Raw genomic sequence first — 12535 nt, forward strand, 5'->3', positions numbered from 1 at the left:
TATGGCTATTTGAATGATGGAAAGAATAACTACAAACAAGCCTTTTTCTACCCAATCAATGGTTGTTTTAAGGCTTTAGCTCGTGATTTTGATAAAGATGGAGATTTAGACATTGCGACGATTGCTTATTTTCCTGACTTTAAAAATCAACCAAAAGAAGGATTTGTTTACCTCGAAAATAAAGGAAAGTTTACTTTTTCGGCTACCTCAATCAAAGAAGTAAATGCAGGAAATTGGCTCGTGATGGATGCCGCCGACCTCGATGCCGATGGCGATGATGATATCGTACTGGGCAATTTCGACCGAAAAAAACGTGGTAGAATAAACGAATCTAAAAAAGATACTGCGGTACTGGTTTTGATGAATAAGTTGAAGTGATTTCTCTATTCAATTGAAAAAAAGTCTTTTAAATAATCTTCTTTGGATGAAATTGCCGCCTTTATGTGCATTTGGTAAAATAATGTTCCAAGATTATTTTTGTCATCACATATAATTCTTGCTCTTGGTTGTAACTTTGGATAAAAATTGTATGAACCACAAGTAAAACAAAATTCAATTGCACCAACAGGTTTATTGTGTTTATCTTTCCATACTAAAACATCTCTGTAAACTTCAGAACAATCAGTAACTCCGATTGTAGAATCTCCTTCAATCGGTTTGGGTAAATATATGTTTAAACTTCGATTCAATAAATCAAATTCTTCGTTAGTCAGAGTTGTAGTAAAAACTGGCCTCGCTTTGCCAAAAATATTTCCTAAAGTATCTATAAACGATAAATTCACATTTCTTACTATTCGACTCATTTTCAATTCTTGGTTGATATCCTCATAGTTGAAATAATAATAATCAACTTTATAAGGTGTACTACGAGTCAAAAAATTAATTTTGTTAAAGTTGTCCAATTGATTCACACTTTTTTCTTGTGATTCTTTACAACTGAAAAGTAAGTGAGATGTAAAAAATATTAATAGAATATGCTGTATTTTTATTCTTTGATGGACTAAGTTCATAAGATTAAAAAAAAATCTGAATCGGACCACCGATTCGGGGCTGTTATGATTATAGAAAAGTAGAATAATGGTTTAGCTGTAAAAACTCCGAAGGAGTGAAATATTAAACCGTTGGGGTTCAAACACAAGAATTATAATTATTTAATTCGGTACTGGTTTTGGTGAGTAAGTTGAAGTGAAAGAATTATTAACGAGCAGGCAATTTCGTACCTTTAAGCATTTCTTTAGCAATAGCTTTCTTCTTTGAAAACAAGTCAATGTCTTTCAAAAAAGAGAAATTTTCATCTTTAATAAAATCACCTTTTGGCAACTTTGGGCTGGTATTTTCTACAAGATTTTTCATAATAATCCAAAAATTTATGACTTGGTAAGTAATGTCTAAAAACACTACTTACCAATTTATTTTCATCAAGCCAATAACCCCTTCGCATAAGCTACACATTTGGCAACTTCTTTCACGGCGTTTGAGCCTTCTGGAATTTCGTATTCTAACTCAACCGTTGCAGGGAATTTATATTTCTTAGTTTTCATCAAAGTTAAAATCTCTTTGAGTGGTGTATCGCCATTGCCCCATACCAAGTTTCCTTTGCCATCAGCCGTGCGGTCTTTGATGTGCATACTCGTAATGCGGTCGTGCTTGGCTTCGATTAATGCCAATAATGACTCTTTTGTATTCTTTCCACCTACCGCAATGTAGTGTCCACAATCAAGATTCATCGAGTTATATGGCGATTGGCTCAGGGCTTCGTCCCAAAGTGTATCGGTTGCCTGTAAGTGAGCATGATAACCCACATAAACCTTATGTTTTGAGCCAAAATCTCCCAAACGTTTGGTTTGAGCCGAGTCAGTTGGCAATTCTAAAGTTACTGATGTTGCTCCGAGAGCTTTGGCGGCCTTCATGCCATATTCAATTTCAGCATCTGAGTTATTTGCTCCAAAAGCATTGGGTTTGAAAGCATAAATCGTTACGCCAGCATCATTAAATTTCTTACGAATCTCCTTAAACTTATCCATTGAGGCAGTTGCACGCCATGCTGCCACACTTTTGTTATATTCAGCCTGTTGAGCCTTCTGCTCTTCGGTCATTTGTGGGCGTTGTGGTGGTTGGCCAGCAGTTTGGCGTGGCGGCGGCCCCATTCTAAACGGATTCGGATTTTTAGGTTTTCCCGCAAAATCCTCGGCAGGGTCGCCCATCATTTCGATAGCACTTACACCAGAATCAATACAAAACTGCAATAATTGGTCAATATCGTGCGGCATACTTCTAAATGAATACGTAATAGCTCCAATCTGTACACCATTAAACTTTGAATTAGGTTTGTCGAGCCAATTAGTAGAGCGTTTGCTCAACACAAAGCCGAGCGTAGCCATCGGTGCAATGGCCATAAAACCACGACGAGAAAGTTGATTTTTCATAGTAAAGTTATAAGTTTTGAATAGATGGTAAAGTAGAAACAAAAACTGCTGCAAGTCTAATGACTTACAGCAGCAAGGTAATTTTTTTATTTCAAACCAGATAAAAATTCCACCACATCACGAATTTCTCGTTTTGAGAGTAAAGTACCCATTGGTGGCATACTTGATGGCATATTTTCTCGTTTGGCGATGCGTGAAACTGGAATCACCAAAGGCTCAGCATCGGAAGTTGTAATTACCAATTCTTCGGCATTTTCTTTGGCAAGCGTTCCTGTTACCTCTTGTCCGTCTTTTAATTTTAAAGAAACCGTACCATAACCTGGCGAAAGTCTCGCACTTGGCTCGATGAGTGCTTGCAAGATTTGCTCACGGCTCAATGTACCACCGATTTTAGAGAGATTTGGCCCTACCGAACCTCCTTCACTACCCATATTGTGGCAACGCACGCACTGAGCAGTTGAGTTATTATTAAAAATATTACGTCCGTTATTTCTGTTTCCACCAAAAAGAGATTCCATGTATTCGTCCATCAACGAAGCACCTGGCTTAATGGCCGCAATTTTGGTTTTCAGTACATCCGAACCCGAAGCCTCAACTGCCTCTTTCAGTTCCAACGAAACATTAGGCGATAATTGTTTTTCTTTCAATTGATCAATCAACCCTGATAAAACTTCTTGCGTTTTATCAATCGTTAGTTTACCTAAAACTATCAAAATCTGTTGTTGCTCTCTAATGCTTCCTTTAGTAAAGATTGTCTTCACAAGTTCAGGTAAGCTCTCTTTTGTTACATTATTATTATTCAATAAGCTCAAAGCTACAGTTCGTACGCTTTCATCTTTATCGTCCATTCCTTTCTTGATTACTGCCTCTAATTCTGCATATTTGAGTTTATTTAAGGCAGGTAAGATAGCCGCTCTTACTTTGGCGTTATCAGAATTATTATAAATATTTGCCAGTTCGTTATTGAATTCGGTAATATTCAATTCCGACAATAAACTTGCCATAGTCACGAGCGTTTCGGCGTTAGTTTCTTTCAAGAAATTGCCGACAAATGGCTGAATTTTGGTTTTTACCAAAGCTCCATCACGCACCAAAATGCCACGATAGCGACCATCAACTCTATCCAAAACTGATGGATTTCCCCAAGTTCCCAAGGTAGCCAATGCCTCGGCTTTGATATTATCTTTAATATCGGTACGAGCCGAGAAAGCAATCAATAAATCAAGTTCTTTTGGCGAACCAACACGCAAAGCCGCATTGATGGCACGACGAAGCAATGGCTCAGACGTAAAACGAGTTTCGGCCAAAGTAGCCGCCAAAGCAGGCAATGCCGCAGGAATTGATAAATCGTCGTTGATACCACGAGCCGCTTCGGCTACTATGTATTCATCTTTATCATTTAAGAAAAGAGCGATATTATCGTTTTTCATTCTGCGTAAAACCAAAACCGCTGCCGTGCGAAGTGCTTTGCTTGGATTATTGGCCAAAGCCACAATTGGCTCAACTTTTCCGATGCGAGAAAGTGCCAAAACTGCCGCATGACGCAAATAAACATCTTCGTCGTTGTTGGCTTCGAGCATCTGAATCAATGGCATAACCGCATCTTGATAAGCGATTCTGCCCAAAGCCTCGGCTGCATAAAATTGAATTCTTGGATTTTTACTTTTCAACAAAGGCACTAATTCGCTACCTGTGTTTTCGAGTTTTACATCTCCGATAATTTTTGCCGCTTGAGCGATAATCTCTTCATCTTTATCTTTTAATAAAGGCAATAATGGCGATGCAAAAGTTTTGTTTTGGCGAGTTAACTGACCAACTCCCCAAATGCTATGAATACGAGCAAGCTGATTATTGGTTTGAGCAATAGCTTTCGTAAATTGAGCAAAACCTTTTTGTCCACGGCTTGCGAGTTCAAACTGTGCTTTTTGACGGACACGCATATCTACATTTGAAAGGAGGTCATAAAGTGTGGCATCAGTTTGTGCAGTATAATCAAGCTGAATGAGACGTTTTGTTTCTTTTCTGAGTGCTTCGAGGTCGTTTTTTTCTTTCGTTACGTCTAATTTCCAAACTCTACCGTAGTTTTTAGTGTCCCAGCCATTAATCCAGTCGGCGGCGTATAATGCACCATCTGGGCCAAATTTGATACCAGTTGGCAAGATTCCACTCACTACGTCTTTTTCGCCATCAAGCACAAACGATGCACCTTTTGGTTTTAAACCAAACGACCAAATGTGCGAGCGAGTTGGCGTACCGACAAACTCAACCAAGAAATACTTGTTTTTCCATTCCGAACCCAAAGCCGTTCCTGGATTATAAACCATGCCAGTCGGGCCATTATGATAATTCATGATTGGCGGAATGATATACGCCGCTTGTCCGTCCCAACGAGGTTTAGACAATTTTTCGTCCATCCAAACATTAAACTTATTGTTTTTCGGGTCAGTGTATTTTCCATACTGCCAGTTTGAACGCCAGCCTGCATCAGAGCCTTCTACTACGTGAACCAAACGCTCGCTTTCGCCAGGGTGGTCGCCGTCATTGTCTGACGAAATCAAGTTTCCGTATTCATCAAAAACAAACTCGTGGGTATTGCGTAAACCAGCCGCAAAAATCTCAAAATCACTACCATCAGGATTTGAACGAGCAATGATTCCTGAGTTTGGATGCTCAAACTTTTTTCCATCGGCGGTTGTGATATTTGCACCAATATCGCCAATATTCCAGTAGATACGTCCATCCGGACCTTCGGTTACGCCCGACATCCCGTGTCCGCTAAAACCAATATGGACGCCATAACCGTGGCTAATTGATGTTTTTTTATCAAAAATCCCATCGCCGTTGGTATCTTTTACTCGCCAAAGGTCAGGAGCAATACCGATAAACATTTCTGTGCCACGCACCAGAAGTCCGCCCGCTACATCGGTTACTTCCTCAAAAAAGTCATTCAAGACTCGCATAGATTTATCGGCAATTCCGTCACCGTTTGTGTCTTCCAAACGCCAAACTTCATCTTTTTCGATGGCTAAATCGTGCCAATCATGACTACCATCTTCGTTAAGGTCTTTGAGCCATTCGTTTTCTTTGCTACGTTCGGGAGCGAAAGTTTTACGCAAAAATGCACGACGGTCTTCAACAGTTTGGAGTCCGATTGATTCGGTCATCCAGTCACGGTGTCCACGAATATCAAATTCAGAATTTTTTTGGCGATTCGTACGAATCAGATACACTCGTCCTTGATCATCAATCGACATCGCAACGGGGTCAGGTGCGAGCGAGTCAGATGCCCAAAGGGTCATTTCAATACCATCAATTACTTTAGCCGATGTTTTCTCACGAATTTCTTTGGCTTTAGTAAGGGCTTTTGCGGGGTCTTCGTTAATGACCAAAGGAGTTTCTTTTTTCCCAAATTTAGCACAGGAGACAATCAAAATAGTTGATGCCGAAGCCCAAATAAGTTTGCTTTTTAGGAGATTTCTTAGAATCATAGTTTTGCCGATTGGATAATAATTAAATAAAATTGAACTTTAAAAATAAGCAATTGAATTCAGATTGGCATTCTGTAAATGCATGTTTTTAAGAGATATTTCGACCAAATGGCTATTTTTGTAGCATATCAATATAAATGTTAAAAAATCTCCTGGATACAAACGATTGCACAAAATAAATTCAATAATTTAATTAAATTTAAACTATATATTAATTTTTTTTAATTTAAAACACATATTAATTTGTTTTTATTATTAAATATTTCTTATTTTTAGGAATCAATTAATTTATATTAAATAAAACACAAATTATTAGGCTAACTACATCAAAAGATTTACAATTATTTGATAAATTGCTGGAGAATTTACAGTATCTAAACCTATTATTACCTAAAACTTATGCTAATCACTAAAAATGAATCTATTGCCGAAATGGAAGTAGAAGTAAACAGCCGTGAGTCTGTTGTGGATATTAAAAAAAACAAACAGAAGAAAGGTATCTTATATGACCTCTACTTCAACAACAAAAATACTATTGCCGAACTATCGAATTCGCTGCATATTAGTATTCCTTCCATTACGGCTTTAGTTGATGAACTCGTTGAAGAAAAATGGATCATTGAAACGGGTTTTGCTATTTCGAAACAGGGGCGTCGTCCGGCTATTTATGGAATCAATCCAAACCAAAACTTTATTCTTGCCCTCGATATCAATACCCATGATACTAGAATTACTGTCCTAAACCTTAAAAACGAAATTGTTTTTTCGCAAGTATTTGATTTACAGCTTAAAAACAACCCGTCTTTCTTGGAAACACTCTTCCAGTTAGTAGATAATGTTGTTGAAGAGAAAGTATCAAATGGACGAAATATAATTGCACTGGGAGTATCTATTCCGGGTTTGGTCAATAAAAAAACAGGCATTAATTATACTTACAAAAGCCTCAATAGCCAAGATACATCGCTCGGAAAACTCATCGAAAATCACTTCAACCTACCCACTTTTGTGATAAACGATTCGAAAGCGACAGCTTTTGGTGAATATCATTTCGGACTGGCTAAAGGGAAGTCACATGTACTTTCGGTAAACGTCGACTGGGGAATTGGACTCGGAATCGTACTTAATGGTGAAATTTTTGACGGAGCATCGGGTTTTGCGGGCGAATTAGGGCATATACAAGTAAATCCAGATGGTGTGCTTTGTAACTGCGGAAAAGTAGGATGTCTGGATACCATCACTTCGGCTTCTTCGTTGCTAAAAAACATTAAAGAAGGATTAAGAAATGGCCAAGTATCAAAACTTGGCGAATATAAAGATTCGCTCGAAACTATTAATCTAGAAATGGTAATAGATGCCGCCCAACAGGGCGATGGTTTTGCCATTGATATCATCCATAATATCGGACTCGAACTCGGAAAAGGGCTTTCGATTGCAGTACATTTATTCAACCCACAAATCATTATTATTGATGGGGTTTTATCAAAAGCTCAGAAACTCATCGTTAATCCAATCGAACACGCTATTAATAAATACTGTTTGACTGATTTCAAAGAAGATTTAAGCATCGAAATTTCGCAACTCAGCGAAGATGCCAAAATCTTTGGTGTGCATGCCTACGTGGTGGAATCTCTTTTAAAAACAGCGTGATTCGTGGATTGGTTACTTGTGGATTAGTTACTGGGAAATTGCGGGGCCGCCCGTGCGGTTACTGGTAAATTGCGAAACAAATAACTAATTTATCAGTACACAAGTCACGAATAACTAGTTAACCAGTAACCAATTTACCAGTAAACCAATACCCTAATAACAAATCAACAAACTATGCAATCAAGAAGAAACTTTTTACATTGGTCGGTACTGAGTTTGCCGTTTTTATCAATTAGTAAAGCATTTGCCAAAAAAACTGTTGTTGCACAAAAGCCAATCGTTGTCTCGACTTGGGATAGTGGCTTGCCCGTCAATGCAGTGGCATGGAAGATTTTACGAGAAAAAAATGGCCGTGCCTTAGACGCCGTTGAGGCAGGGGCAAATTCGATTGAAGATACCATCAACTGCTGCGTAGGCTTAGGTGGAAACCCCGACCGTGATGGAAAAGTAACGCTCGATGCCTGTATCATGGACGAACACGCCAACTGTGGTGCAGTAGCTTATTTACAACGCATCAAACACCCGATTTCGGTTGCTCGTAAGGTGATGGAACTTACACCTCACGTATTTTTGGTGGGTGAAGGAGCACAGCAGTTTGCATTAGCCAATGGCTTTAAATTAGAACCCGATAAACTCTCGGCCGATGCCGAAAAAAACTATAAAGAGTGGCTCAAGAAATCGGAATATAAGCCCGTAATGAACATTGAGCAGCAACAAAGCAAAGGACAAAAGAAAGAAGGTCACGGGCCGTTTGCTCCCAATAAATTTGATGATGGCTCTTTCAACCACGATACGATGGGAACGATTGCTTTAGATGCTTCGGGAAATCTTTCGGGGGCTTGTACCACGAGTGGAATGGGCTTCAAGATGAAAGGCCGTTTGGGCGATTCGCCAATTATCGGTGCTGGGCTTTTTGTTGATAACGAAATCGGTGCGGCTGTTTCATCTGGTCAAGGCGAAGAGGTGATTCGTATTGCAGGCACGCACTTGGTTGTAGAAATGATGCGAATGGGAAAAACGCCCGAGGAAGCTTGCAAAGGTGCCATTGAGCGTTTGGTAAAAATCAATCCCGAAAAAGCTAAGAATTTCCAAGTTGGTTTTATTGCCATCAATAAAGCTGGCGAATACGGAGCCTATTCTATTAATCCAGGTTTTAGCTATTCAGTTACGGCCAGCGATGAAGGCGGAAAGGTTTTTATGGCTGCAAGTCATTATAAGTAATCAATTTACTGAATTCATTAACTAAAATGGGCACTATTTTATAAGAAATTGGTGTCCATTTTATTTAATGCTACCCCGTAAAATTTAAAAAATATTCGATGAAAAAAACTATAATTACTGTATTAACCTTATTGATAAGCTCTTTGATTATCTTCGCTCAAAGTACCGAAACTGGCGAGCAAAATAGAATTTATTGGAGTAAGTTGCTTTACAAAATCTCGTATCCAGTAGTACATAATTTAGCCCAAGAAACTTTGGTTAAAAATATGCCCATCGAAACGGGGCCAAATGCCTTCAAGAGAGAGTTTCCAGTGTCACATCTGGAGGCAGTCGGCCGAACGGTTTCGGGAATTGCTCCGTGGTTGGCACTCGAAGATGATAACACAGAAGAAGGAAAGCTTCGCAAAACGCTGCGTGAAGAATTGCTCAAAGGATTAAAAAACATGGTCAATCCACAAAGCCCTGATTATCTGAATTTTAGAAAAGATATGCAACCGCTGGTTGATGCAGCTTTTTTAGCACAGGGATTTCTACGAGCAAAAACAAAACTCTGGGACCCACTTGATGATGTAACCAAAAAGCGTTTCGTAGAAGAATTCAAGTCGCTACGCAATCGTAAAGCATATTACAGCAACTGGCTTTTGTTTTCGGCAATGACCGAAACTTTCCTGCTAAAAATTGGCGAAGACTACGACCCCGCTCGCATTGATTACGCCCTCAAAAAGATACCCGAATGGTATTTCGGCGACGGAATTTATGGCGATGGGCCAAGTTTTGCGATGGATTATTATAATTCGTTTGTCATTCACCCAATGCTCGTTGAGGTTTTGCAAGTAATGGTTGAGAAGAAATTAGAAAAGAAAGAAGTTTATGACCTTGCCTTGAAAAGAATGGTTCGCTATGCCGAACATCAAGAAAGATTTATTTCTCCCGAAGGCACTTATCCACCCATCGGGCGTTCGATAGCTTACCGAGTTGGAGCATTTAATGTGCTTGCTTTAGTTTCTTTAAACAATAATTTATCGACCTATATTCAGCCTGCCCAAGTGCGTTGTGCCTTGACAAAAATAATGCAAAATCAGTTTGAAGCCGAAGGCACTTTCGATGCAAAAGGCTGGCTACAAGTAGGTTTTGCTGGTCATCAAACCGATATTGCTGAGCCTTATATATCGACTGGTAGCTTATATCTCTGCACTTTCGGATTTTTACCACTGGGTTTGCCCGCCACTCATCCATTTTGGACTTCTCCTGCCGCTGAATGGACATCAAAAAAAGCATGGAGCGGAAAGGCATTTAAGAAAGATGGGCATTTGGATTGAGTTCACCATTCATAATCAACACCATAATCTTGAAAAAATCTATCTTTACTCAAAATTTTGATGTTTTCGGTAAGTGTTTGAGCGATTAAAATTCTATCAAATGAGTCTCAGTGGTGAAAGGGCAATGATGCGACATAGACAGTATGCTCTGGAAAAATTGGTAAAATATTAAAACCATTCTCTTCAATTTTTTGAATCAATGAAGGTAGGTCGATAGCCATTTCCAACTTGCCAAGACTAACTTTAATGGCAATTTCCCAAAGGCTGGCTATGCTGATATAAATTTCGTTTTCGGTATCTTCTATTTGAGTTCTTAATGAAACTGGTAAGTTTGAGTCATTTTCAACAAACCATATAAAAGCGTGTGTATCTAAAAGTAGTTTCATTACATATAGTCTTTAAAATCCTCCAAAGGAGCATCAAAATCATCAGCCATTTTGAAAGTACCTTTCATGCAACCTGCTTTTGGATGGGGTTTTGAGGTTTTATGTTTTTTTTCTAAAAACTCTATATAATCCATTACCTCAACTTTAAGGTTTTGAGGCAAATTAGATAACTTTGAAAAAAGAACAAGGTCAGACATAGTTTTAGCTATTTTTATACAAATTAAACATTTTTATTATATTTTAGCAAAATCTTAAAAGGTTTATTCTAATTTCACCAATGCCCATCCAACCCACCGAAATAAAGGAGATTTTCCAACAAATCAAGCACTTAAAAGTAGGTGTGATTGGCGATTTTGCCGTTGATTTTTACTACGGAATCAATCAGCAAACCCAAGAGTTTTCAATTGAAACTGGCAAAGAAGTTTTTTGGGGAAACAAGCCCAAAACATCGCTCGGTGCGGCAGGAAATGTGGTGCAAAACTTGGCAGCTTTGGGCGTAGAAAACCTACAAGTTTTTGGCTGTGTGGGCGATGATATTTATGGTCGAGAAATGCAACATTTATTTCAAAAACTGAGTGTTGATACCACAAATCTCAAAACAATTCAGAGTGGTTGGGATACTTGCACTTATACCAAACCGATGTCAGTCAATGGCGAAGAAAATCGGCTGGATTTTGGCACCCACAATACACTTTCTGAAGCCGTTTTTGAGGAAATCCTCGAAACTATAGAGTCTGCACTACCTAACCTTAACGTACTGATTATCAATCAACAATTTCCAAATCCACTACTCACACCCCAACGCATTCAGCGGTTAAATGATATTTTATCGAGGTTCCAGAATTGCCTTTTTGTAGCTGATTTACGAGCATACGGACTGCATATAAAAAACATTGTGTTAAAAGTAAACACAGAAGAACTGGCCCGATTGGTTGGCGTACCAACCATCGAAGAAGCCGACGAAACAGCTTGCATTGCACACGCCAAAACGCTGCTTGAAAAAATGGGTGGCTCGCTCGTAATCACTCGTGGCGAACACGGTATTTCATACATCAGTCCAAGCGAAACACAAAGCATAAAAGCATTACAACTAAACACCGAACTCGATACCGTTGGTGCGGGCGACACAGTTGTGGCAGCATTTTCGGCCAGCAGAGGCACGGGAGCAAGCATCGCACAATCGCTTGAAATCGCTAACTTAGCAGCCGCCGTAACGGTCCAGAAATTACACCAAACAGGCACGGCTACTTTGGATGAGATTTTAGATTTAATGTAAAATGGGGTAAAGCTATTGCTTATTCTGCATTATACATTTTACATAATCAATTATACATTAAGAACTATTCAACCTCTATAAAAAACTATTCAACATGAATCCTTCTCATGCCCGAGAGCTGCGTGACGAAATCGTCGCATACCTCAACAATGGCCTTTTACCTTTCTGGATTTCCCGCACCGTTGACAACGAATACGGTGGTTTTCTGACACATTTCGATGAATTTGGCAATGACTCGGGCGAAGACGAAAAATCTTTGATTGCCCAATCTCGTTCGGTTTTCACTTATTCTTCGGCACATCGTGCGGGGTATGGCGGTGGAAAACTGGCCGAAATGGCTCGTCATGGTGTTGATTTTTTGCTCAATAAAATGTGGGACGAAGAACACGGCGGTTTTTACTGGATGATGAACCGCAAAGGCGAAGTGGTCATTGACGAAAAAATCGTTTACGGCCACAGCTTTGCTATTTACAGTCTGAGCGAATATACTCTCGCAACGGGTGACCCTCGTGGCCAAGAATATGCCGAAAAAGTATTCGATTTGCTACAAAAATACGTCGTTGACACGCATTACGGTGGCTACTGGGAAATGTTTCACCGCAACTGGGATTTGAAAGGTGCTGGCCCAGCAGGTGGCGACCGCAAAACCCTCGATGCCCACATGCACCTCATGGAAGCTTTCACAACGCTTTACGAATGCACGGGCAAGCAAGTACACCGCCGTAAATTATTGGAGTCTATCGAATTGCTGACCAAGAAAATCATGCACCCG

At 39.5% G+C, this 12535-nt stretch carries 12 protein-coding genes; 6 read left to right on the forward strand and 6 right to left on the reverse strand.

Going from position 1 to position 12535, the window contains the following annotated elements; translation table 11 throughout:
• Positions 1-378 (forward strand): FG-GAP-like repeat-containing protein (locus ACOVO2_RS23395; protein WP_421772292.1); only part of this gene is annotated, 378 nt, incomplete at its 5' end.
• A gap of 5 nt (positions 379-383) precedes the next feature.
• On the opposite strand, the gene ACOVO2_RS23400 is transcribed toward ACOVO2_RS23395, so the two are convergent.
• From ACOVO2_RS23400 to ACOVO2_RS23415, 4 genes are all read right to left on the reverse strand, one after another.
• Positions 384-1010, reverse strand: coding sequence for a hypothetical protein (locus tag ACOVO2_RS23400; RefSeq protein ID WP_421772293.1), 627 nt, complete (start codon positions 1008-1010; stop codon positions 384-386).
• Between the two features lie 187 nt (positions 1011-1197).
• Positions 1198-1353 (reverse strand): hypothetical protein, encoded by a 156-nt coding sequence (locus tag ACOVO2_RS23405; RefSeq protein ID WP_421772294.1) that lies wholly within the window; start codon positions 1351-1353, stop codon positions 1198-1200.
• Positions 1354-1418: 65 nt separating this feature from the next.
• A complete protein-coding gene (locus ACOVO2_RS23410; RefSeq protein ID WP_421772295.1) occupies positions 1419-2426 on the reverse strand; it encodes a sugar phosphate isomerase/epimerase family protein in 1008 nt (335 codons plus the stop codon).
• Between the two features lie 86 nt (positions 2427-2512).
• Positions 2513-5914: a DUF7133 domain-containing protein gene (locus tag ACOVO2_RS23415; protein WP_421772296.1), complete on the reverse strand. Its 3402-nt coding sequence runs from the start codon at positions 5912-5914 to the stop codon at positions 2513-2515.
• A gap of 399 nt (positions 5915-6313) precedes the next feature.
• On the opposite strand from ACOVO2_RS23415, the gene ACOVO2_RS23420 reads away from it, so the two are divergent.
• The 3 genes from ACOVO2_RS23420 (at position 6314) to ACOVO2_RS23430 (ending at position 10101) form a co-directional block, all read left to right on the forward strand.
• On the forward strand, positions 6314-7561 hold the full coding sequence (locus ACOVO2_RS23420; RefSeq protein ID WP_421772297.1) for an ROK family transcriptional regulator: 1248 nt from the start codon (positions 6314-6316) through the stop codon (positions 7559-7561).
• Between the two features lie 174 nt (positions 7562-7735).
• Positions 7736-8782, forward strand: a complete 1047-nt coding sequence (locus ACOVO2_RS23425) for an isoaspartyl peptidase/L-asparaginase family protein (RefSeq protein WP_421772298.1) — start codon at positions 7736-7738, stop codon at positions 8780-8782.
• Positions 8783-8880: 98 nt separating this feature from the next.
• Positions 8881-10101, forward strand: coding sequence for a DUF2264 domain-containing protein (locus tag ACOVO2_RS23430; RefSeq protein ID WP_421772299.1), 1221 nt, complete (start codon positions 8881-8883; stop codon positions 10099-10101).
• 107 nt (positions 10102-10208) lie between these two features.
• On the opposite strand, the gene ACOVO2_RS23435 is transcribed toward ACOVO2_RS23430, so the two are convergent.
• Positions 10209-10487 carry a type II toxin-antitoxin system VapC family toxin gene (locus ACOVO2_RS23435; RefSeq protein WP_421772300.1) on the reverse strand — a complete coding sequence of 93 codons (279 nt, stop codon included), beginning with the start codon at positions 10485-10487 and terminating at the stop codon, positions 10209-10211.
• Positions 10487-10684 (reverse strand): DUF2281 domain-containing protein, encoded by a 198-nt coding sequence (locus tag ACOVO2_RS23440; RefSeq protein ID WP_421772301.1) that lies wholly within the window; start codon positions 10682-10684, stop codon positions 10487-10489. Before ACOVO2_RS23440 ends, ACOVO2_RS23435 begins: the two co-directional genes overlap by 1 nt.
• A gap of 80 nt (positions 10685-10764) precedes the next feature.
• Here ACOVO2_RS23440 and ACOVO2_RS23445 point away from each other — a divergent pair, with 80 nt between their 5' ends.
• Positions 10765-11763 carry a bifunctional heptose 7-phosphate kinase/heptose 1-phosphate adenyltransferase gene (locus tag ACOVO2_RS23445; protein WP_421772302.1) on the forward strand — a complete coding sequence of 333 codons (999 nt, stop codon included), beginning with the start codon at positions 10765-10767 and terminating at the stop codon, positions 11761-11763.
• 94 nt (positions 11764-11857) lie between these two features.
• Positions 11858-12535, forward strand: a 678-nt coding sequence (locus ACOVO2_RS23450; RefSeq protein ID WP_421772303.1) for an AGE family epimerase/isomerase, incomplete at its 3' end; no start/stop codon positions are given.

The organism is Emticicia sp., assembly GCF_049241225.1.
GTDB lineage: Bacteria > Bacteroidota > Bacteroidia > Cytophagales > Spirosomataceae > Emticicia.

Bases quoted from the DNA above. Each gene is read 5' to 3' on its own strand.
- ACOVO2_RS23445 (WP_421772302.1), top strand. From the start codon at position 10,765: ATGCCCATCCAACCCACCGAAATAAAGGAGATTTTCCAACAAATCAAG.
- ACOVO2_RS23420 (WP_421772297.1), top strand. From the start codon at position 6,314: ATGCTAATCACTAAAAATGAATCTATTGCCGAAATGGAAGTAGAAGTA.
- ACOVO2_RS23400 (WP_421772293.1), bottom strand. From the start codon at position 1,010: ATGAACTTAGTCCATCAAAGAATAAAAATACAGCATATTCTATTAATA.
- ACOVO2_RS23415 (WP_421772296.1), bottom strand. From the start codon at position 5,914: ATGATTCTAAGAAATCTCCTAAAAAGCAAACTTATTTGGGCTTCGGCA.
- ACOVO2_RS23425 (WP_421772298.1), top strand. From the start codon at position 7,736: ATGCAATCAAGAAGAAACTTTTTACATTGGTCGGTACTGAGTTTGCCG.
- ACOVO2_RS23410 (WP_421772295.1), bottom strand. From the start codon at position 2,426: ATGAAAAATCAACTTTCTCGTCGTGGTTTTATGGCCATTGCACCGATG.
- ACOVO2_RS23440 (WP_421772301.1), bottom strand. From the start codon at position 10,684: ATGTCTGACCTTGTTCTTTTTTCAAAGTTATCTAATTTGCCTCAAAAC.
- ACOVO2_RS23405 (WP_421772294.1), bottom strand. From the start codon at position 1,353: ATGAAAAATCTTGTAGAAAATACCAGCCCAAAGTTGCCAAAAGGTGAT.
- ACOVO2_RS23435 (WP_421772300.1), bottom strand. From the start codon at position 10,487: ATGAAACTACTTTTAGATACACACGCTTTTATATGGTTTGTTGAAAAT.
- ACOVO2_RS23430 (WP_421772299.1), top strand. From the start codon at position 8,881: ATGAAAAAAACTATAATTACTGTATTAACCTTATTGATAAGCTCTTTG.